Annotated in this window: 19 protein-coding genes; 13 read left to right on the forward strand and 6 right to left on the reverse strand. The window is 74.7% G+C overall.

Translation table 11 applies throughout. From position 1 onward, the window contains the following. Positions 1–44 precede the first annotated feature (44 nt). Positions 45–1136 carry an alpha/beta hydrolase family protein gene (locus AB0G59_RS25065; RefSeq protein WP_360915684.1) on the reverse strand — a complete coding sequence of 364 codons (1092 nt, stop codon included), beginning with the start codon at positions 1134–1136 and terminating at the stop codon, positions 45–47. Between the two features lie 109 nt (positions 1137–1245). Between AB0G59_RS25065 and AB0G59_RS25070 the strand changes: the two genes are divergently transcribed. From AB0G59_RS25070 to AB0G59_RS25080, 3 genes are all read left to right on the forward strand, one after another. Next, positions 1246–1773, forward strand: a complete 528-nt coding sequence (locus AB0G59_RS25070) for a DUF1697 domain-containing protein (protein ID WP_360915686.1) — start codon at positions 1246–1248, stop codon at positions 1771–1773. Positions 1774–1852: 79 nt separating this feature from the next. Then, positions 1853–4594 carry an alpha/beta fold hydrolase gene (locus AB0G59_RS25075; RefSeq protein WP_360915689.1) on the forward strand — a complete coding sequence of 914 codons (2742 nt, stop codon included), beginning with the start codon at positions 1853–1855 and terminating at the stop codon, positions 4592–4594. Further along, entirely contained in the window at positions 4591–5445 is an 855-nt protein-coding gene (locus AB0G59_RS25080; RefSeq protein WP_360915692.1) for an ABC transporter permease subunit, read from the forward strand. Before AB0G59_RS25075 ends, AB0G59_RS25080 begins: the two co-directional genes overlap by 4 nt. 82 nt (positions 5446–5527) lie before the next feature. Here the strand turns inward: AB0G59_RS25080 and AB0G59_RS25085 are convergent, their stop codons facing one another. Together AB0G59_RS25085 and AB0G59_RS25090 are read right to left on the reverse strand one after the other, a co-directional pair. Beyond that, positions 5528–6454 (reverse strand): SDR family oxidoreductase, encoded by a 927-nt coding sequence (locus tag AB0G59_RS25085; protein WP_360915695.1) that lies wholly within the window; start codon positions 6452–6454, stop codon positions 5528–5530. A gap of 1 nt (position 6455) precedes the next feature. Then, positions 6456–7259: an SDR family oxidoreductase gene (locus AB0G59_RS25090; protein WP_360915698.1), complete on the reverse strand. Its 804-nt coding sequence runs from the start codon at positions 7257–7259 to the stop codon at positions 6456–6458. Positions 7260–7334: 75 nt separating this feature from the next. Here AB0G59_RS25090 and AB0G59_RS25095 point away from each other — a divergent pair, with 75 nt between their 5' ends. From AB0G59_RS25095 to AB0G59_RS25110, 4 genes are read left to right on the forward strand one after another with little or no spacing between them, the layout of a single operon-like run. Continuing rightward, entirely contained in the window at positions 7335–8084 is a 750-nt protein-coding gene (locus tag AB0G59_RS25095) for an enoyl-CoA hydratase family protein (protein WP_360915700.1), read from the forward strand. 14 nt (positions 8085–8098) lie between these two features. Continuing rightward, the gene (locus AB0G59_RS25100; protein ID WP_360915764.1) at positions 8099–8947 is read left to right on the forward strand and encodes a CoA-transferase; all 849 of its coding nucleotides are present in this window, start codon (positions 8099–8101) and stop codon (positions 8945–8947) included. Then, complete coding sequence (locus tag AB0G59_RS25105; RefSeq protein WP_360915703.1) at positions 8944–9708, forward strand: CoA-transferase; 765 nt, start codon at positions 8944–8946, stop codon at positions 9706–9708. Before AB0G59_RS25100 ends, AB0G59_RS25105 begins: the two co-directional genes overlap by 4 nt. Then, on the forward strand, positions 9705–10757 hold the full coding sequence (locus AB0G59_RS25110; protein ID WP_360915706.1) for a nitronate monooxygenase: 1053 nt from the start codon (positions 9705–9707) through the stop codon (positions 10755–10757). Before AB0G59_RS25105 ends, AB0G59_RS25110 begins: the two co-directional genes overlap by 4 nt. A gap of 27 nt (positions 10758–10784) precedes the next feature. On the opposite strand, the gene AB0G59_RS25115 is transcribed toward AB0G59_RS25110, so the two are convergent. Genes AB0G59_RS25115 through AB0G59_RS25125 form a run of 3 tightly spaced genes read right to left on the reverse strand, consistent with a single transcriptional unit; the run spans position 10785 to position 13406 of the window. Next, positions 10785–11942 carry an acetyl-CoA C-acetyltransferase gene (locus AB0G59_RS25115; protein ID WP_360915709.1) on the reverse strand — a complete coding sequence of 386 codons (1158 nt, stop codon included), beginning with the start codon at positions 11940–11942 and terminating at the stop codon, positions 10785–10787. An 18-nt stretch (positions 11943–11960) separates the two neighbouring features. After that, positions 11961–12575 carry a TetR/AcrR family transcriptional regulator gene (locus tag AB0G59_RS25120; RefSeq protein ID WP_360915767.1) on the reverse strand — a complete coding sequence of 205 codons (615 nt, stop codon included), beginning with the start codon at positions 12573–12575 and terminating at the stop codon, positions 11961–11963. Between the two features lie 30 nt (positions 12576–12605). Next, entirely contained in the window at positions 12606–13406 is an 801-nt protein-coding gene (locus tag AB0G59_RS25125) for an SDR family oxidoreductase (RefSeq protein WP_360915711.1), read from the reverse strand. Positions 13407–13451: 45 nt separating this feature from the next. Between AB0G59_RS25125 and AB0G59_RS25130 the strand changes: the two genes are divergently transcribed. From AB0G59_RS25130 to AB0G59_RS25155, 6 genes are all read left to right on the forward strand, one after another. Beyond that, the gene (locus tag AB0G59_RS25130; protein WP_360915714.1) at positions 13452–14288 is read left to right on the forward strand and encodes an enoyl-CoA hydratase; all 837 of its coding nucleotides are present in this window, start codon (positions 13452–13454) and stop codon (positions 14286–14288) included. Further along, positions 14288–15517, forward strand: a complete 1230-nt coding sequence (locus tag AB0G59_RS25135) for an acyl-CoA dehydrogenase family protein (RefSeq protein ID WP_360915717.1) — start codon at positions 14288–14290, stop codon at positions 15515–15517. The genes AB0G59_RS25130 and AB0G59_RS25135 overlap by 1 nt, the downstream gene beginning before the upstream one ends. Beyond that, positions 15514–16530, forward strand: a complete 1017-nt coding sequence (locus AB0G59_RS25140; protein ID WP_360915720.1) for an acyl-CoA dehydrogenase family protein — start codon at positions 15514–15516, stop codon at positions 16528–16530. The genes AB0G59_RS25135 and AB0G59_RS25140 overlap by 4 nt, the downstream gene beginning before the upstream one ends. Before the next feature lie 21 nt (positions 16531–16551). Next, positions 16552–17877 carry an FUSC family protein gene (locus tag AB0G59_RS25145; protein WP_360915723.1) on the forward strand — a complete coding sequence of 442 codons (1326 nt, stop codon included), beginning with the start codon at positions 16552–16554 and terminating at the stop codon, positions 17875–17877. Between the two features lie 83 nt (positions 17878–17960). Beyond that, entirely contained in the window at positions 17961–18467 is a 507-nt protein-coding gene (locus tag AB0G59_RS25150) for a MarR family transcriptional regulator (RefSeq protein WP_360915726.1), read from the forward strand. A 182-nt stretch (positions 18468–18649) separates the two neighbouring features. Then, complete coding sequence (locus AB0G59_RS25155; RefSeq protein WP_360915729.1) at positions 18650–20911, forward strand: heavy metal translocating P-type ATPase; 2262 nt, start codon at positions 18650–18652, stop codon at positions 20909–20911. Positions 20912–20936: the final 25 nt, after the last annotated feature.

Raw genomic sequence — 20936 nt, forward strand, 5'->3', positions numbered from 1 at the left:
CCCGCCCCTTCCCGTAACCGGGGCTCCGCCCCGGACCCCGGTCCTCAAACGCCGGACGGGCTGGAAATTCCCAGCGCCCCCATCAGCATCGGGAACGACGCCACCAGCTCGCGTTCCCAGTACGGCCATGTGTGCACGCCCTTGTGGGCGCAGACCGTGGCCGGGATGTGGAGCTCGGCCAGGCGGGTGCGCAGTTGTTGGTTCATGCCGTGGATGACGCGTTCGACCGGCTCCGTGCCGTGCGTGGGCGGGTCGACGCAGCGGGTGGTGGAGGGGGGCGGGTCGCCCCACTTCCAGCCCGTGCCGCTGTCGGTGCCGTCGCCGTAGGAGAGGTAGAGGGGGGTGCCGGCGAGTGCGGCGGACTGGTGCAGGGGGCTGTTGCGCTGCCACAGGCGCTGCTGGCGCAGGTCGGTGGGGTCGTCGGTGTCGAAGGGGTAACCGGGCTCGCCCCACAGCCGCTTCCAGTCCGTCACGCAGGCGACGCCGCCGATCTTGACCGCGTCAGGGCCGTCGAATCCGCCGTCCGGCGACTTGAAGAGGGGATTGACGGCGCCGCTGTACGCGGCGGCGGCGCGGAACACGCCCGGGTGGGCGGCGGTGAACTTCAGGGCGCCCAGGCCGCCCATGGACAGCCCGGCGATCGCGCGGGTCGTGCCGGCCCGGTAGCCCTTCTCGAGCAGGGGGCGCACCTCGTCGAGCAGGTAGGTCTCCCAGGCGGGGGCGCCGCCCTCTCCGTGGTTCCACCAGTCGCTGTAGCCGCTGCAGGCGCTGGTCTCCGGCATGACGACGATGACGTCCCGGCCGGCGGTGAGCTCCTCGACGTGGGTGTTCTCGGTCCAGTCCTTGTGGTTGCCGCCACCGCCGTGCAGCAGCCAGAGCACCGGCCAGGTGCGGGTGGCGTCCTTGGACCAGTTCCTGGGCAGCAGGAGCCGCACCCACTTGACGGGGGCGCCCGTGCTCGGGGAGGAGACGGCGAGGTCGAGCATGCGGTCGCCGGACCGGACCTCCCAGGCCACGTGGGCGGAACCGGTGGACGCCCGGGCCGGGGCCGGGGCCGCGCCCGCTGTCCGGGTCGTGCCCAGCAGGGGCAGCGGCAGCAGGAGGGCGAGCACCAGCAGGATCCATCTCGGCCTCACCCACGCCTCGCCCCTGCGTCGCACCCGTCGGCAAGCCATGTGCATCATCTGATCCCCCCTCAAGGCGGTGTGATGCACGTCATATTAGGGTGGAGGTGTGACAACGTACGTGGCATTACTGCGCGGCATCAACGTGGGCGGCAAGAAGCGCGTCCCCATGCAGACCCTCCGGGAGCTTTTGACCGGCATGGGCTGCGAGGCGGTCCGTACCCACCTCAACAGCGGCAACGCGGTGTTCACCCATCCGGACGCCGACGGCGCGTCGCTCGCCGCCGGACTGGAGCGGGCCGTCGAAGAGGCGCTCGGGTTCTCGGTCACCTGTCTCGTCCGTGAATCGAGTGAGATCCGACGCGTCGTTGACGCCAATCCGTTCGCCGGGCAGGACGTCGACCCCGCACGGTTCCTGGTGACCTTCCTCGCGGAGCCCGTCGATCCGGCCGCCGTCGCGGACCTCGACCCGGCGGCGTACGCGCCGGAGGAGTTCGCCCTGGGCGAGCGCGAGGTGTACCTGCACTGCGCGGCGGGCATCCGGGATTCGAAGCTGGCCAAGGTGCTCACCGAGCGGCGCCTGGGATCGGCGGGCACCGCCCGCAACTGGAACACCGTCACCAAGCTCGCCGACATGGCGGACTCCTGACCCGACTGACCCGACGCCCCCCACGGGCGACGTGCCGGCGGCCGCTCAGATGGAAACCGGCTCCGCTTAGCATTCGAACATGAAGCTGCGTTTCCCCCGGCCACGCGGGCGGCGGCTGCTCGCCGCCACGGCCGCCGTCGCCGTGCTCGCCGGTGCCGGCACCTGGACCGTGGCCTCGGCCACCGGCGGCGATCCACCCGTGCACCGCGAGGACCGGCTGATCTCCATGCCCGAGGCGCCGGACGGCCGGGACACCGTCCGCGTCGACACCTCCTTCTTCACCTCCGGGCCCGCCGGGGACCGCAGGCCGGCCGTGCTGCTCGCGCACGGCTTCGGCGGCAGCAAGGACGACCTGCGGGACCAGGCCGAGGAGCTGGCCCGTTCCGGCTATGCGGTGCTGACCTGGTCGGCTCGCGGCTTCGGGCGGTCCGGCGGACGGATCGCGCTCAACGACCCGGACCGTGAGGTCGCCGACGTGAGCCGGCTCCTCGACTGGCTCGCCAAGCGCCCCGAGGTCCGGCTGGACGCGGCCGGCGACCCCAAGGTCGGCATCGCGGGCGGCTCCTACGGAGGCGCCGTCGCGCTCCTCGCCGCCGGGCACGACAAGCGGGTCGACGCCATCGCCCCGCAGATCACCTACTGGAACCTCGGCGACGCCCTTTTCCCCGCCGACGTCTTCAAGAAACTGTGGGCCGGAATCTTCTTCACCACCGGCTCCACCACCACCGGCCCCACCTCCACCGGATCCACCACCACGGGCACCGACGGCAAGGCCGCCGCCCCGCCCGCCGGCGCCGGCTGCGGCCGGTTCGAGAAGAGCCTGTGCGAGATGTACGAGCGGGTGGCGGTGGCCGGCAGGCCGGACGCGGCGGCGCGCGCACTGCTGGAGCGCCGCAGCCCCTCCGCCGTCGCGGACCGCATCAAGGTCCCCACCCTCCTCGTCCAGGGGCAGAACGACTCGCTGTTCCCGCTCGACCAGTCCGACGCAGCCGCCGATGCCATCCGGCGCAACGGCGCGCCCGTGGCCGTCGACTGGATCTCCGGGGGCCACGACAGCGGCACCTCGAGCGAGGCCGGCCGCGTCGAGCGGCGCACGCGCGCGTGGTTCGACCGTTACCTCAAGGGCGACGAGCAGACCGGCACCGGGCCGGCGTTCCGTGTCAGCCGCACCGGTGGCATCGACACCACCGACGGCAGGGCGCGGATGCGCGCCGCGACCGCCGGCCGCTACCCCGGGCTGCGCAACGAGGCCCGTACGGTCGCGCTGTCCGGCCGCGAGCAGTCGTTCGGCAATCCGGCCGGTGCGACGCCGCCGGCCATCTCGGCCGTGCCCGGCATCGGCGCGGTCTCCCAGCTGTCGGGGCTGGGCCTCGGGGTGTCCCTCGACTTCCCCGGCCAGTACGCCCGTTTCGACTCCGGCAAGCTCACCGAGGGCGTACGCGTCACCGGCTCGCCCACCGCCAAGGTGAAGGTCGCCTCGGACTCCGGCGAGGCCGTGCTCTTCGCCAAGGTCTACGACGTGGGCCCGGGCGGGCAGCAGGTGCTGCCCGGTCAGCTGGTGACCCCGGTGCGCGTCGGCGACGCCAAAGACGGCAGGACCGTCGAACTGCGGCTGCCCGCCATCGACCACACCTTCGAGGCCGGGCACCGGATGCGGCTGGTGCTCGCCGCCACCGACCTCGGCTACGCCTCGCCGGCCCGGCCCGCCACGTACACCGTCTCCCTCGCCGGCGGCGGGGACGGCGGCGGCCTGAGCGTTCCGACGGCGCCGGACGTGCGGACCGGTTCGGCCGGGCTGCCGTGGTGGACGTGGGGACTTCCGGCCGGGGCCGCGCTCGTGGCGGCGGCCGTGCTGCTGACCGGGCGGCGGCGCACCGCCGTGCCCGCCCCGGATCCGGCGCTGGCGGAGGTGCCGCTGCAGATCACCGGCCTGAGCAAGCGGTACGCCAAGTCGGCCGACCGGTACGCCGTGCGGGAGCTGTCGTTCCGGGTCGAGCGCGGGCAGGTGCTGGGGCTGCTCGGGCCGAACGGCGCCGGCAAGACCACGACGCTGCGCATGCTCATGGGCCTCATCCGGCCGGACGCGGGAGAGATCCGGGTCTTCGGGCACGCGATCCGGCCGGGTGCGCCGGTGCTGTCGCGGGTCGGCGCGTTCGTGGAAGGCGCGGGCTTCCTGCCGCACCTGTCCGGGCGGGCCAACCTGGACCTGTACTGGCGGGCGACCGGCCGGCCCGCCGGGGACGCGCATCTGGAGGAGGCCCTGGAGATCGCGGGGCTGGGCTCCGCGCTGGACCGGGCCGTGCGCACGTACTCGCAGGGCATGCGGCAGCGCCTGGCGATCGCCCAGGCCATGCTGGGGCTGCCGGACCTGCTGATCCTGGACGAACCGGCCAACGGCCTGGACCCGCCGCAGATCCGGGAGATGCGCGAGGTGATGATCCGCTACGCGGCGGCCGGCCGTACCGTCATCGTCTCCAGCCATCTCCTCGCCGAGGTCGAGCAGTCCTGTACGCACCTGGTGGTCATGGACCGCGGGCGGCTGGTCAGCGCCGGTCCGGTGGCGGAGATCGTGGGCTCGGGCGACACGCTGCTGGTCGGCGTCGAGGGCCGGCTGTCGGAGGTGACGGTCGACAAGGTCGCCGCGCTGCCCGGCGTGGCCTCGGCGGTGGCGACCGACGAGGGGCTGCTGGTGCGGCTCGACGGCGCGAGCGCGCCGGAACTGCTGGTGGAACTGGTCCGGCTGGAGATCCCGGTGGCGAGCGTGGGCCCGCACCGGCGGCTGGAGGACGCGTTCCTGACCCTGATCGGAGGCTCGGCATGAGCGCGGCGCAGGCATCCGCACCCGGTTACCGCGCGCGGCACACCCTGCCGCTGCGCGTGGAGGCGGCACGACAGCTGCGGCGGCGCCGCACGCTGGTGATGGGGGCGGTGCTGGCCGTGCTGCCGTTCGTGCTGATCGCGGCCTTCGCGATCGGCGGCGACCCCGCGGGGCGTGACGCGCGGGTGACGCTGATGGACACCGCCACCGCGTCCGGGGTGAACTTCGCGGCGACGGCGCTGTTCGTCTCGGCGGGGTTCCTGCTGGTGGTGCCGGTGGCGCTGTTCTGCGGTGACGCCGTCGCCTCGGAGGCGAGCTGGTCGTCGCTGCGCTATCTGCTGGCGGCGCCCGTGCCGCGCTCGCGGCTGCTGCTGAGCAAGCTGGCGGTCGCGCTGGGCTTCAGCGCCGCGGCGATGGTGCTGCTGCCTCTGGTGGCGCTGGTCGCGGGGACGGCGGCGTACGGCTGGGGGCCGTTGCGGATCCCCACGGGCGGCTCGCTGGACGCGGGGACGGCCACGGGGCGGCTGGCGGTCGTCGTCGCCTTCGTGTTCGTGAGCCAGCTGGTGACGGCGGCGCTGGCGTTCTGGCTGTCGACGGTCACGGATGCGCCGCTGGGGGCGGTGGGCGGTGCGATGGGGCTGACCATCGTCGGGAACGTACTGGATGCGGTCACGGCGCTGGGGCATTGGCGGGATCTGCTGCCGGCGCACTGGCAGTACGCGTGGGCGGACGCGCTTCAGCCGCATGCGGAGTGGGGCGGCATGATCAAGGGGGCGGCGGTGTCGGTCGCGTACGCGCTGGTGCTGTTCGCTCTGGCGTTCCGGCACTTCCGGGGCAAGGACGTGGTGTCCTGACGGTGCGCCGGGGTGGGGGCGGGCTTTTTCTTTCCCCTACCCGCCCCTTCCCGAACCGGGGCTCCGCCCCGGACCCCGGTCCTCAAACGCCGGACGGGCTGGATTTTCCGTAAACCGGCCTCGGCATCCGCATGCCCCGTAGCAGCCCCCGCACCGCCTGGCCCGCCTCTGTCGGGGTCCAGCGGTCGGACTTGTCGGCTGTCGGGCCCGGGTGCCAGCCCTCCATCACGGTGATGCGGCCGGCCTCCGCCTCGAAGACGTGGCCGGTGATGCCCGTGGAGGACGGGGAGGCGAGCCATGTCACCAGTGGGGAGACGTTGGCGGGGGCCATGGCGTCGAAGCCGCCGTCCGTCGGTGCGGCCATCGCCGGGCCGAAGGGGCCCTCCGTCATGCGGGTGCGCGCGGCCGGGGCGACGGCGTTGATCTGGATGCCGTAGCGGTCCAGTTCGGCGGCGGCGACGAGCGTGAGGGCGACGATTCCGGCCTTGGCGGCGGCGTAGTTCGCCTGGCCCACGCTGCCCAGCAGCCCGGCGCCGGAGGTGGTGTTGACCACGCGTGCGGCGGGCTCCCGGCCCGCCTTGGCTTCCGTGCGCCAGTGTGCGGCGGCGTGCCGAAGGGGCAGGAAGTGGCCCTTGAGATGGACGCGGACGACCGCGTCCCACTCGTCCTCGTCGAGGTTGACCAGCATGCGGTCGCGCAGGAAGCCGGCGTTGTTGACGAGGGCGTCGAGGCGGCCGTACGCCTCCAGTGCGGTGGTCACGAGCGAGGCGGCGCCCTCGGTGGTGGCGACGTCGCCGACGTGGGGGACGGCGTCGCCGCCCCGGGCGCGTATCTCGCCGGCGACCTCGTGGGCGGGGCCCGCCGAGGCCCCCTCGCCGGCGGGTCCCGTGCCGAGGTCGTTGACGACGACGCGGGCGCCCTCGGCGGCGAGTGCCAGGGCGTGGGCCCGGCCGAGGCCCCGGCCGGCGCCGGTGACGACGGCCACGCGGCCGGTGCAGATTCCGTTCATGTCAGGGCTCCCGGCTCGGGCGGTGGTTGACGTCGGCGGCGGCGAGGAACGCGGGGCGCTCGCCGCCGCCGTGGATCAGCAGGCTCGCTCCGGTGATGTAGGCGGCGCGATCGGAGGCGAGGAAGACGACGGCGTCCCCGACCTCGTCGGGCTCGGCCAGACGGCCTGCCGGGACGGTGCGGGCCACGGCGGCGACGCCGGCGTCGCCGCCGTAGTGCAGGTGGGCCGACGCGGTGCGCACCATGCCGAGGACGAGGGTGTTGACGCGGACGTCCGGGGCCCATTCGACGGCCATGGTGCGGGCGAGGTTCTCCAGTCCGGCCTTGGCCGCGCCATAGGCGGCGGTGCCGGGTGAGGGGCGGGTGCCGCTGACGCTGCCGATCATCACGATGGAGCCGCCGGACGGCTGCTCGCGCATGACGCGGTGGGCGGCGAGGGAGGCGGTGAGGGGGGCGAGGAGGTTCAGTTCGATGACCCGGGCGTGGCGGGCGGCCGGCGCCTCGTGGAGCAGCCGGAAGGGGGTGCCGCCGGCGTTGTTGACCAGGGTGTCGATACGGCCGTACTCGTCCGCGACCCGGTCGAAGAGGTCCTCGACGGCGGCCGTCTCGCGCAGGTCGACGGGGAGGAAGCGGGCCGGCCTCCCCTGCCCCGGGTGCGCCGTGACCGGTCGGTCGGGGGGTCTTCGGGCGCAGAGCACCACGTCGGCGCCCGCGCGCAGCAGGGCCCGGGCGATGCCGGCGCCGACGCCGCGCGTTCCGCCGGTGACGACGGCGACTCGGCCGTCGAGTCCGGGAGTTCCGCTCATTTCGCGCCTCCCGCGGTGAGCAGTCCGCTGCTACCTTCGGCATTACCTAACAAACGTTTGGTGGAAAGGTAGCTGATGGGCGTCTCCACCGCACACCCCGAACCGGGCCTGGCCGTCGTCACCGTGGACTTCCCGCCCGTCAACGCCCTTCCCGTGCGGGGCTGGTACGCCCTGGCGGAGGCCGTGCGCGCGGCGGGCGAGGACCGGACGGTCCGCTGCGTCGTGCTCGCGGCCGCCGGGCGCGGCTTCAACGCCGGTGTCGACATCAAGGAGTTGCAGCGCGCACCCGGGCACCAGGCGCTGCTGGGCGCCAATCACGGCTGCGCCGAGGCGTTCGGCGCCGTCTACGAGTGCGCGGTCCCCGTCGTCGCGGCCGTGCACGGCTTCTGTCTGGGCGGCGGCATCGGTCTCGTGGGCAACGCCGACGCCGTGGTCGCCTCCGACGACGCCACCTTCGGCCTCCCCGAGCTGGACCGGGGGGCGCTGGGCGCCGCCACGCACCTCGCCCGGCTCGTGCCCCAGCATCTGATGCGCACCCTCTACTACACCTCCCGCACCGTCACCGCGCAGGAGCTGCACCGGCACGGGTCCGTCTGGCGGGTCGTACCGCGCGACGCGCTCATGGAGGCGGCGCTGGACCTGGCGCGGGAGATCGCGGCGAAGGACGGCTCGCTGCTGCGGCTCGCGAAGGCCGCGCTCAACGGCATCGACCCCGTCGACGTCCGCCGCAGCTACCGCTACGAGCAGGGCTTCACGTTCGAGGCGAACCTCAGCGGGGTGGCCGACCGCCGGCGCGAGGCGTTCGTCGCGAAGGAGCGGCCGTGAGCACCGACAAGACGATGACCGCCGACGAGGCCGTGTCGCGGCTGGAGAGCGGCATGACGATAGGCATCGGCGGCTGGGGCTCGCGCCGCAAGCCGATGGCGCTCGTACGGGCTCTCCTGCGCTCCGGCCTGACCGACCTGACCGTGGTCTCCTACGGCGGCCCCGACGTCGGGCTGCTGGCGGCGGCCGGGAGGATACGCAAGCTCGTCGCGGCCTTCGCCACCCTCGACTCGATCCCCCTCGAACCGCACTTCCGGGCGGCCCGCGAGCGTGGCGAGCTGGAGCTGATGGAGCTGGACGAGGCGATGTTCATGTGGGGGCTGACGGCCGCCGCGCACCGGCTGCCGTTCCTGCCCGTACGGGCCGGGCTGGGGTCGGACGTGATGAGGGTCAACCCCGGTCTGCGGACCGTCACCTCCCCTTACGGGGACGGGGAGGAGCTGGTCGCCGTGCCGGCGCTCACCCTCGACGCGGCCCTGGTCCACCTCAACCGGGCGGACCGCCGCGGCAACGCCCAGTACCTGGGCCCGGACCCGTACTTCGACGACCTGTTCTGCGAGGCCGCGCGGGAGGCGTACGTCTCCTGCGAACGCGTCGTCGACACCGAGGAGTTCGCCTCCCTCGGCGGACCGCAGACGCTGCTGGTGCAGCGCAGCTGCGTCACCGGTGTCGTCGAGGCGCCGGGCGGCGCGCACTTCACCTCCTGCGCACCGGACTACGAACGGGACGAGGCCTTCCAGGCGGCGTACGCCCGGGCCGCCGCCGATCCGCAGGCGTGGCGGAGGTTCACCGGGCGCTTCCTGTCCGGCGACGAGGACGACTACCGGGCCGCCGTCGCGGCCTCGGTCCGGGAGGGCGTATGAGCGGCACGGCCGGGGCGAGCAGGGCCGAGACGTGCGTCGTGGCGTGCGCGGAGGCGTGGCGCGGGGACGGCGAGATCCTGGCGAGCCCGATGGGGGTGGTGCCCACGATCGGCGCGCGGCTGGCGCGGCTGACCTTCGCGCCGGAGCTGCTGCTGACGGACGGCGAGGCGACACTGATGGCCGACGTGCCGCCGCTGGGCACGGCGCCCGCGGTGGCCGAGGGCTGGCTGCCCTACCGCCGCCACCTGGCGCTGGTCACCGGCGGCAGGCGGCACGTCATGATGGGCGCGAGCCAGCTCGACCGGTACGGCAACCAGAACATCAGCTGCGTCGGCGACTGGAAACGGCCCGCCCGCCAGCTGCTGGGCGTCCGCGGCGCCCCCGTCAACACCCTCAACAACCCCACCAGTTACTGGATCCCCCGGCACTCGCCCCGGGTCCTGGTCGAGCGCGTCGACATGGTCTGCGGCGTCGGGTACGACCGGGCGGCCGCCGCCGGGCCGGCCGCGACGCGCTTCCACCGCATCCCGCGGGTGGTCACCGACCTCGCGGTGCTGGACTTCGAGACGCCCGACCACGTGATGCGCGTGCGGTCCCTGCACCCCGGTGTCACCGCCGGGGAGGTCCGGGCGGCCACCGGCTTCCCCCTCACCGTCCCCGCCGCCGTCCCGGTCACCCGCGCTCCCACGGACGCCGAGCTGCGCCTGATCCGCGAGGTCCTCGACCCGGCGGGGCTGCGCGAGGGCGAGGTGCGGGCATGAGGACGGCGCTCACCGACCTGGTGGGCGTCCGTCACCCCCTGGTGCAGACGGGGATGGGCTGGGTCGCCGGGCCCCGGCTGGTGAGCGCCGCGGCCGAGGCGGGCGCCCTCGGCGTCCTGGGCTCGGCGACCATGACGCCCGGGCAGCTGCGGGCGGCGGTCAGGGAGGTGAAGTCCCGTACGGACCGGCCCTTCGGGGTCAATCTGCGCGCCGACGCGGGCGACGCCGCCGAGCGCGCGGCGATCATCGTGGCGGAGGGGGTGCGGGTGGCCTCCTTCGCCCTGGCCCCCTCGCGCGAACTGATCGCCCGCCTCAAGGACGCCGGTGTCGTGGTCGTCCCGTCCGTCGGCGCCCGGCGGCACGCCGAGAAGGTCGCGGCCTGGGGCGCGGACGCGGTTCTCGTGCAGGGCGGCGAGGGCGGCGGTCACACCGGGCAGGTCGCCACCTCGGTGCTGCTGCCGCAGGTCGTCGACGCGGTCGGCATCCCGGTCGTCGCGGCGGGCGGCTTCCACGACGGCCGGGGTCTGGTCGCCGCCCTCGCCTACGGCGCCGCGGGCGTCGCCATGGGCACCCGCTTCCTGCTCACCTCCGACAGCACGGTGCCGGCGGCGGTCAAAGCCGCCTACCTCGCGGCGTCGGTGCGGGACATCACCGTCACCGACCGCGTCGACGGCCTGCCCCACCGGATGCTGCGCACGCCCTTCGTCACCGGCCTCGAGCGGGCGGGCCGCGCCGGCGCGCTCGTACGGGCGCTGCGGCACGCGGCGTCCTTCCGGAAGCTGTCGGGCATGGGCTGGCCGCGGCTGCTGCGGGACGGGCTGGCCATGCGGCAGGGCGGGGAGATGACCTGGGCCCAGGTGCTGATGGCCGCGAACACGCCGATGCTGCTGAAGGCCGCCATGGTGGACGGCCGTACGGACCTGGGGGTGATGGCCGCCGGGCAGGTGGCGGGCGTTATCGAGGACCTGCCGTCCTGCGCCGAGCTGGTCGCGCGGATCATGGCGGAGGCGGACGACGTCCTGCGGGACCTGGGACGGCGCACCGCCTAGCGCGCGGCGCGGGGGCCACGGGGGCGGTCACAGCCGTTCGACGATCGTGACGTTCGCCTGTCCGCCGCCCTCGCACATCACCTGCAGGCCGTAACGCCCTCCCGTGCGCTCCAGTTCGTACAGCAGCGTCGTCATCAGCTTCGCTCCGGTCGCCCCCAGGGGGTGGCCGAGCGCGATCGCGCCGCCGTTGACGTTGACGCGCTCCGGATCGGCCCCGGTCTCCGTGAGCCAGGCCAGGACCACCGGCGCGAACGCCTCGTTGATCTCCACCAGGTCGATGGCGTCGAGCGTGAGCCCGGCCCGTCGGAGAGCGTACGCCGTGGCCGGGATGGGGGCGGTCAGCATGAGGATGGGGTCCTCGCCGCGCGCCGACAGGTGGTGGACGCGGGCGCGGGGGGTGAGGCCGTGGTCGCGCACGGCCCGTTCGCCGGCGATCAGCAGGGCCGCGGCGCCGTCCGAGACCTGCGAGGAGACGGCGGCCGTCAGCCGGCCGCCCGGCACGACCGGCGCGAGGGCGGCCATCTTGGCCAGGGAGGTGTCCCGGCGCGGCCCTTCGTCGGTGCTCACGTCGTCGTAGGCGACGATCTCGCGGCCGAAGCGGCCCTCGTCGATGGCGCGCAGCGCACGGTGGTGGGAGCCCAGCGCGTACCGCTCCATGTCCTCGCGGGAGATCCCCCACCGGTCGGCGATCAGCTCGGCGCCGTGGAACTGGCTGACGGGCCGGTCGGCGTAGCGGGCCCGCCAGCCCTGCGAGCCGGCGAACGGGCCCCGGGTCAGCCCCAGCGGCTCGGTGGCGCGCTGGAAGGCGTAGCCGATGGGGATCTGCGACATGTTCTGGGTGCCGCCCGCCACGACGAGGTCCTGGGTGCCGGAGAGCACGGCCTGCGCGGCGAAGTGGACGGCCTGCTGGCCGGAGCCGCACTGGCGGTCGACGGTGACGCCGGGTACGTGCTCGGGGAGCCCGGCGGCCAGCCAGCTGGTGCGGGCGATGTCACCGGCCTGGGGCCCGACGGTGTCGAGGCAGCCGAGGACCACGTCGTCCACGGCGGCCGGGTCGACGCCCGTGCGCTCCATCAGCGCGGCGATGACGTGCGCGCCGAGGTCGGCGGGGTGGACGGCGGCGAGTGCGCCGCCGCGCCGGCCGACGGGGGTGCGTACCGCTTCGACGATGTAGGCCTCGGCCATGGCTGCTCCCGCGGTTCGTCAGTCCCGTACGGCGATGCCGTCCAGGACCATGGACAGATACTGACGGGCGATCTCCTCCGGGCTGTGGGCCCCGTGCGGCCGGTACCAGGAGGCCGCCACCCACACCGTGTCGCGCAGGAAGCGGTAGGTGAGCCGGACGTCGAGGTCGGCGCGGAAGGCGCGCTCGGCCGTGCCGCGCTCGAGGGTGCCCAGCCACAGCCGCTCGAACTTCTCCTGGGATTCGGCGAGGTAGGCGAAGCGCGGGTGGTCGACGAGGTGCCGGGACTCCTTCTGGTAGACGGCGACGGCGGCGCGGTGCCGGTCGATCTCCCGGAAGGACTCGGTGACCAGGGCCTCGATGGTCGCGCGGGGTCCGAGGCGGGCGGCGACGACGGCGTCGTAGCCCTCCCACAGCTCGTCCAGGAAGGTGGAGAGGATCTCGTCCAGCATCGACTCCTTGGAGTCGAAGTGGTAGTAGAGGCTGCCGGCGAGCATGCCCGCCTCGTCGGCGATCCGGCGGACGGTGGTGGCGCTGTAGCCCTGCTCGGCGAACACTTCGGCCGCCGTGGCGAGCAGTTCGCCGCGCCGCGCGGGCGCCGGCCTGTCGGTGGTGGTCTTCTTGCTGATCGGCACGGCTTCATTCTCGGTCACGCGCGCCGCCCCTCACGCGCGCTGGCTGCTGACGGCGACGGTCTCGCCGGTCATGTACGAGGAGTAGCCGCTGGCGAGGAAGACGATGACATTGGCGACCTCCCAGGGCTCGGCGGCCCGTCCGAACGCCTCGCGCCCGGCCAGCTCGGCGAGCAGCTCGGGCGTGGTGACCGTGGCCAGGTGCGGGTGGGCGGCGAGGCTGGGCGAGACGGCGTTGACCCGCACGCCGTAGGCCGCGGCCTCGAGCGCCGCGCAGCGGGTGAGGGCCATGACGCCGGCCTTGGCCGCGGCGTAGTGGGCCTGGCCGCGCTGGGCGCGCCAGCCGAGGACGGAGGCGTTGTTGACGACGACTCCGCCGGTGCCGCTCGCCCGCATGCGGCGCAGGGCGGCGCGGGTGCAGCGGAAGGTGCCGTTCAGTGTGGTGTCGACGACCTTGTGCCACTGGTCGTCGCTCATGTCGGCGAGTTCGGCGGTGCCGCCGAGGCCGGCGTTGTTGACGAGGATGTCGAGGGTGCCGTGGCGGGCTTCGGCGAGGTCGAGCAGAGCGGCGATCTGGGTGTCGTCGGTGACGTCGCACGGCACTCCGGCCACCCGCCGCTCGCCGAACTCGCGGGCGAGGGCGGCGACGTTGTGCTCGAGGCGTCGCGCGTGGGCATCGCCGAGGACGACGCTCGCGCCTTCTTCGAGGAAGCGGCGGGCCGTGGCGCCGCCGATGCCGGTTCCCGCGGCGGCGGTGATGACGGCGCCGCGGCCGGACAGCAGGTCGTGAGCGGGGACGTAGGGCGGGGGGCCGGAACCCTCGACGCTGCTCATGACCCCACGCTAACCTACCAAACACTTGTTAGGGAAGGATGTCCGATGACCCCTGACGCAACGGTCCTCTACGAGCGGCGCGCCCCCCTCGCGTGGATCACCATGAACCGGCCGGATTACCGCAACGCCCAGAATTCGGCGATGACTTACGCCCTGGACCGGGCCTTCTACCGGGCGGCCGACGACGACGAGGTCAAGGTGATCGTGCTCGCCGGGGCGGGCGAGCACTTCTCCGCCGGCCACGACATCGGCACCCCGCGCCGCGACGCCCACCTGCCGTTCGAGCGCCGCGCGGGCCTGTGGTGGGACCACTCGGACAAGGAGGGCGCGGAGCAGCGGTTCGCCCGCGAGTCCGAGGTCTACCTCGGCATGTGCCGGCGCTGGCGCGAGCTGCCCAAGCCGGTGCTGGCGAGCGTTCAAGGGGCCTGTGTGGCGGGCGGGTTGATGCTGGCCTGGGTGTGCGATCTGATCGTGGCGAGCGAGGACGCCTTCTTCGCCGACCCGGTCGTCCGCATGGGCATACCCGGCGTCGAGTACTTCGCCCATCCGTGGGTGATGCCGCCGCGCGTGGCGAAGGAGTTCCTCTACACCGGCGACCGGATGAGCGCACGGCGCGCCCACGAGGTGGGCATGGTCAACCGCCTCGTGCCGCGCGAGGAACTCACCCTTGCGACCGAGGACTTGGCGCGGCGGGTGGCGCGCATGCCCCGCATGGGCCTCGCGCTCGCCAAGCGGGCCGTCAACCAGGCCGAGGACCTGCAGGGCCTGCACGCCGGCCTGGACTCCGTCTTCGGGCTGCACCACCTGGCGCACGCGCACAACGCGGAGACGTCCGCGGACCCGCTGGGCGGGATGGACGTGCGCGCCATGAAGGACGCCTGATGGACCTCGACTTCGGCCCGGAGGAGAGGGCGCTTCGCGCGGAGGCCCGCGCTTGGCTGGCGGACCACGTGCCCCGCACCCCGCTCGCCTCGCTCGAGACCCGGCAGGGCTTCGCCGAGCACCGGGCGTGGGAGCGGATGCTCGACGAGGGCCGCTGGTCGGTGGTCTCCTGGCCGTACCGCTTCGGGGGACGGGACGCCTCGCTGCTGCAGTGGCTGGTCTTCGAGGAGGAGTACTACGCGGCCGGCGCCCCGGCCCGCGTCTCCCAGAACGGCATCCACCTGCTGGCCCCCACGCTCTTCGCGCACGGCACGGACGAGCAGCGCGCCCGTCTCCTGCCCTCCATGGCGAGCGGGGAGACCGTCTGGGCGCAGGCGTGGTCGGAGCCGGAGGCGGGCTCCGACCTGGCCTCCCTGCGGTCCACCGCCGTACGCACCGAGGGCGGCTGGCTGCTCGCCGGACAGAAGACCTGGTCCTCGCGGGCCGCCTTCGCGGACCGCGCCTTCGGGCTGTTCCGCAGCCACCCGGGCGCGGACCGGCCGCACCAGGGGCTGACCTACGCGATGTTCCCGCTCGACGCGGACGGGGTGAGCGTCCGGCCCGTCGGCCGTCTCGACGGGCGGCCGGCGTTCGCGGAGATCTTCCTCGACGACGTCTTCGTGCCCGACGCGGACGTCGTCGGCGAGCCCGGCCACGGCTGGCGCGTCGCGATGAGCACGGCCGGAGAGGAGCGCGGGCTGACCCTGCGCAGCCCCGGCCGCTTCACGGCCGCGGCCCGGCGGCTCGCCGCGCTGTGGCGCTCGGCCGCCGACCCCGGTGACACCGCGCTGCGCGACCGGGTCGCGGACGCCGTGATCCGCGCCCGGGCCTACCAGTTGTACGGCTACACGCAGGCCGCGCGCGGCGCGGCCGGGGGTTCGGGCGGCGCCCGGTCCAGCCTCACCAAGGTCTTCTGGTCCGAGCTCGACCTCGCCCTGCACGAGACGGCGCTGGACCTGCTGGGGCCGGACGGCGAACTCGCGGACGACACGGGCGGCACGGGCGACATGGGCGACTCGGGCGACATGGGCGACTCGGGCGGCGCGGGTGATGCGGCCGGCGCGGACCGTGGCTGGGCGGACGGATGGACGTTCGCCCTCGCCGGGCCGATCTACGCGGGCACCAACGAGATCCAGCGCGACGTCATCGCGGAGCGACTGCTCGATCTCCCGAAGGGGCGGCGGGGATGAGGTTCGTGCCGGATGCCGAGCAGGTGGCCTTCGGGCGGGTGCTGCGGCGGATGTTCGCCGCCTCCGACACCCCCTCGGTGGCGCGGGCCTGGGCGCGCGGCGAGCACGGCCTCGGGCTGGCGCTGTGGCAGCGCGCGGCGGAGGCGGGCGTCTTCGCGACGGCGGCGCCGGAGGCCCTCGGCGGGGTGGGCGCGTTGCCGGTGGAACTGGCCGTCGCCTGCGTCGAGTGGGGCCGCCACTGCGTTCCCGGCCCCCTGGTGGAGACGGTGGCGGTCACGGTCCTGCTGGCGTGCCTCGCCGAGTCGGGCGAGGCGGCGCCCGCGCGAGCGTGGGTGCCGCGCATGTGCGAGGGGCGGGCGCTGGTGACGCTGGCGGCGCCGGCCGCGGGCCCGTACGCGCTGGACGCGGACGCCGCGGACGCCCTCTTCGTGGTGGGCGCCGATGACGAGCTGCGCCTGGCCTCCGGCCACGGCCCGGTGCGGCGTTCGCTCGACCCCGCGCGACGCCTCGCCCCGCCCCGCCCGGGCGGAGAGCCGCTGGCCGCCGGGCCCGCGGTGCGGGAAGCAGCCGCGCGGGCCGCCGACTGGGCGGCGCTCGCGACCGCCGCGCAGGCGCTCGGCGTGGGTCTCGCCCTGCTCGACCGGACCGTCGCCCATGCCCGCCGGCGCGTCCAGTTCGGCCGGCCCATCGGCTCGTTCCAGGCGGTCAAGCACCGCCTCGCGGACGCGCTCGTCGACCTGGAGTTCGCCCGGCCCCTGCTGGACGCCGCCGGCGTGGCGCTGGCCACGGGCGCGCCGGGGGCCGCGGCGGAGGTGGCGGCGGCGAAGGCGGCCGCCTGCGAGGCCGCGTACGCGACGGCCCGTACCGCGCTGCAGGTCCACGGGGCGATCGGCTACACGTCCGAGTACGACCTGTCGCTGTGGATCGGCAAGGCCCGGGCGCTGCGCTCGGCCTGGGGAAGCCCGGCCGACTGCCGGGCGAAGGTCCTCCAGGGGGATATCCTTCACCAGTAAAACACCTGTTAATCTCACTGCATGGCGAAGCCCTCCTCTCCCCGGCCCCGGCCTCTGCCCTTGCCGCTGCGCGGCCTGCTGCGCCTGAGGCCGGCGGCGCCCGGCTGGCCGTGGCCGGCGTTCAGCGCGGCGGCCGCGATGGCGACGGCCGATGTCACGCTGCTCGCCCTCGACCGCCTGGACCTGGCCCTCTACACCGCCGCCGGGGCGCTCTGCGCGCTGTACGGCCACAGCCGGCCGTACGCCGTGCGCGCCCGAACCCTCGCCCTGGTCGTGCTGGGCGCGGTCGCCGGCGTGGGGGTGGCGCTGGGCTGCGCCGCCCTCGTCGCGTCCGCCCCGCTGCTGGTCCTGCTCGCCTCGCTGGTGGCGGCGGTCCAGAAGGTGGCGTGCGACGCGAGCAGGATCGGGCCGCCCGGCAGCATCGTGCTGACGTTCGTCACGTCGACGGCGTTCTTCGTGCCGCAGCGGCCCGGCGAGGTTCCCGGCCACCTCGGCCTCGTCCTGGGCTCCGGTGCGCTGGCCTGGCTGATCTGCATGACTCCCGCGCTCGTCCGCCGGCGCCCGCCCGCCGCCGGCCCCCGCCCGGCCCCCGGCGCCCTGGCACAGCTGCGCCCCGGCTCCCCGCTGCTGCCCGTGGGGGTCCGCGTCGCGGTCGGGGGCACCCTCGCGGGCTGGGTCTCGCTGGCGCTCGGCAGCGCCCACCCGTACTGGGCGGTCGTCACGGCCGCCGCCGTCTTCCAGGCCAACACCACGCTCTCCTGGCAGCGGGCAGTGCAGCGCGTCCTGGGCAACCTCCTGGGCCTGCTGCTCTTCACCGCGCTGCTGCCCCTCGCCCGGACGGGCGGGCTCGCTCTGGTGGTCCTCGCCCTCGCCCTGCAGATAGGCGCCGAGGCGTTCATGGCGCGGAACTACTGGCTGGGCAGCCTGTGCGTGACGCCGATGGCCCTGCTGCTGGGCGAGTTCGCCGGGGCGCACCCCGCTGGCGGGCTCGTCGCCGACCGCTGGACCGACACCCTCGTCGGCGCCGCCACGGGCCTGCTGGTCTGCGCCCTGGTCACCAACCGGCGCGCGGCCGACCGGGTCGACGCCGCCCTCGCGCACGCCGAGGCCGCGCGCGGCGCGGTCGCGGCCGCCCCGCCCGGGCAGGCGCCCGACGAGGAGGTGGCCCGCGCCCGGGACCGGCTCGCGGCGGCCCTGCTGGAACTGCGCGAAGCCGCGGACGTCGCGGCCGGCGAATGGTGGCAGCGCACCCTCCCCGGGGACCGCGTGGCCCGGGAAGAACACGAGGGCCGGCGGATCCTGTCCGCGCCGGCGGGACGGGAGGCGGCTTCCGCGACCGCCGCCTGAACGCGGGGCGCACTCCAGTGGGTCCCCCCGGAACCGGTCACGGCAGAATCTACGGAGAACACCCACCGGAGAGGACCGACACTGTGGCCGAGGACATCGTCGCGCGCGTGCTGCGCCAGTGGCAGCAGGTCCACCCCGGACTCGACACCGCGCCGATGGCCGTCATCGGCCGGCTCAACCGCTGCGCCGCCCTGCTGCAGCAGGCGACGGACGCCCCGCTGGTACGGGAGGGGCTGACCCGGGCGGAGTTCGACATCCTGGGCACCCTGCGGCGTACGGGCCGGGAGCTGACCCCGGGGCAGATCGCGCGGGAGACCTTCGCTTCCGGTGCGGCCGTCACCAAACGGCTACGGGTCCTGGAGGGCCGGGAGCTGGTCGCCCGGCGCCCCGACGACCGTGACCGGCGGGTGGCGCACCTCTCCCTGACCCGCGCCGGCGAGGAGCTCATCGACCGGCTCATCCCCCTCCAGCTCGGCTACGAGCAGGCCCTGCTGGGCGGGCTGGGCGACGACCGCCAGGCCGAGCTCGCGGACACCCTCGCCGAACTGCTCGTCCTCCTCGAGGGCAGGCTCGGCGGCCTCCAGCCCTGACGCCCCTCCGGGACCCCCTGCCGGAAGGCGGCCGCGCACGGCGCGGCCACCTTCCGGCGTCTCCAGGGGTGCCTTGCCACGGATACACCCCGGGGGTATAAATGAGATTGTGATACCCCCTAGGGGTATGAGGCGGGGGTGCGGCCCCCGGCCCCGTCGCCCGGCGAGGAGCAGCGAACACCATGGCCCTTACGACCACCGGCACCACGACCGGCACCGCCCGGGTCGAGCTCGTCATCGGCGGCATGACCTGCGCCTCGTGCGCCGCCCGCGTGGAGAAGAAGCTCAACCGCATGGACGGCGTCGAGGCCACGGTCAACTACGCCACCGAGAAGGCCGAGGTCACCTATCGCGAGGACCTGGCGGTGGCCGAGCTCATAGCCACGGTCGAGGCCACCGGCTACACCGCCGCGCCCCCCGCGCCCGTACGCACCGAAGGGGAGCCCGGAGCCACCGCCGAGGAGGACGGGGAGCTGCGCACGCTGCGGGAGCAGCTGATCACCGCGACGGTGCTCGCCGTCCCGGTGGTCGTGCTGGCGATGGTCCCCGCCTGGCAGTTCGACTACTGGCAGTGGCTGTCCCTGACGCTGACCGCGCCCGCCGTCACGTACGCGGCGTGGCCGTTCCACCGGGCGGCGTTCACCAACGCCCGGCACGGTGCGGCCACGATGGACACCCTGGTCTCGGTGGGCACGTCGGCGGCGTTCCTGTGGTCGCTGTGGGCGCTGTTCCTCGGCGACGCGGGCATGCCGGGCATGACCCACGCCTTCGAGCCGACCGTCGCCCGCGGCGACGGCGCGGGGAACATCTACCTCGAGGCGGCGGCCGGAGTGACGGCCTTCGTCCTGGCCGGGCGCTATGTCGAGGCCCGCTCCAAACGCCGGGCCGGGGCCGCGCTCAAGGCGCTGCTGGAGCTGGGCGCCAAGGAGGTGACCGTCCTGCGCGACGGCCGCGAGGTGCTGATCCGCACCGAGGAGCTGGCCGTCGGCGACCGCTTCGCCGTCCGGCCCGGAGAGAAGATCGCCACCGACGGCACGGTCGTCGAGGGCAGCTCGGCCGTGGACGCGTCCATGCTCACCGGCGAGTCCGTGCCGGTCGAGGTGGGCGTGGGTGACACCGTCACCGGCGCCACCCTCAACGCCGGCGGCCGGCTCGTCGTCGAGGCCTCCCGGGTGGGCGCGGACACCCAGCTGGCGCGCATGGCCCGTCTGGTGGAGGACGCCCAGAACGGCAAGGCCGCCGCCCAGCGGCTCGCCGACCGGATCTCGGCGGTCTTCGTGCCCGTCGTCATCGTCCTGGCACTCGCCACGCTCGGTGTCTGGCTGGCCATCGGGGCGGGCCTGACCGCCGCGTTCACGGCCGCCGTCGCCGTACTGATCATCGCCTGCCCCTGCGCGCTGGGCCTGGCCACGCCGACCGCCCTCATGGTCGGTACGGGCCGGGGAGCGCAGCTCGGCATCCTCATCAAGGGCCCCGAGGTGCTGGAGACGACCCGCAAGGTCGACACGGTCGTCCTGGACAAGACCGGCACCGTCACCACCGGCCGGATGGCGCTGCTGCGCACGCACACGGCCGACGGCACGGGCGAGGCGGAGGCGCTGCGCCTGGCGGGGGCCCTGGAGAGCGCCTCCGAGCACCCGATCGCGCGGGCGGTGGCGGCCGGAGCCGTCGAGCGGACCGGTGGGCTGCCCGCGGTGGAGGACTTCGTCAACGTGCCCGGCCTGGGCGTGCGGGGTGTCGTCGAGGGCCACGCGGTGCTGGTGGGCCGGGCACGGCTGCTCGCCGGGGAGGCCGTGCCGCTGCCGGCGGAGCTGGAGCGGGCCCGGGCGGCCGCCGAGGCGGCGGGCCGCACGGCCGTCGTCGTGGCCTGGGACGGCGAGGCGCGGGCCGTCCTCGAGGTCGCGGACGCGGTCAAGGAGACCAGCCGCGAGGCGGTCGTCCGGCTGCGGGCGCTTGGCCTGACGCCGATCCTGCTCACCGGCGACAACACGGCCGTGGCCGGGGCGGTGGCCGCCGAGGTCGGCATCGACGAGGTGATCGCCGAGGTCATGCCGCAGGAGAAGGTGGACGTCGTCAAGCGGCTGCAGGCCGAGGGCCGTTCGGTGGCGATGGTCGGCGACGGCGTCAACGACGCGGCCGCCCTGGCCCAGGCCGACCTGGGCCTGGCGATGGGCACGGGCACCGACGCGGCCATCGAGGCGGGCGACCTGACGCTCGTGCGGGGCGACCTGCGGGTGGCGGCGGACGCGATCCGGCTCTCGCGCCGGACCCTCGGCACCATCAGGTCCAACCTGTTCTGGGCCTTCGCCTACAACGTGGCCGCGCTGCCGCTCGCCGCCGCCGGCCTGCTCAACCCGATGATCGCCGGTGCGGCGATGGCCTTCTCCTCGGTCTTCGTCGTCGGCAACAGCCTGCGGCTGCGCACCTTCCGCGCCGCGGACTGAACGCCCGGCCGCCGGCCGCCGGACC

Source organism: Streptomyces sp. NPDC021096, assembly GCF_040641275.1.
Taxonomy (GTDB): Bacteria; Actinomycetota; Actinomycetes; order Streptomycetales; family Streptomycetaceae; genus Streptomyces.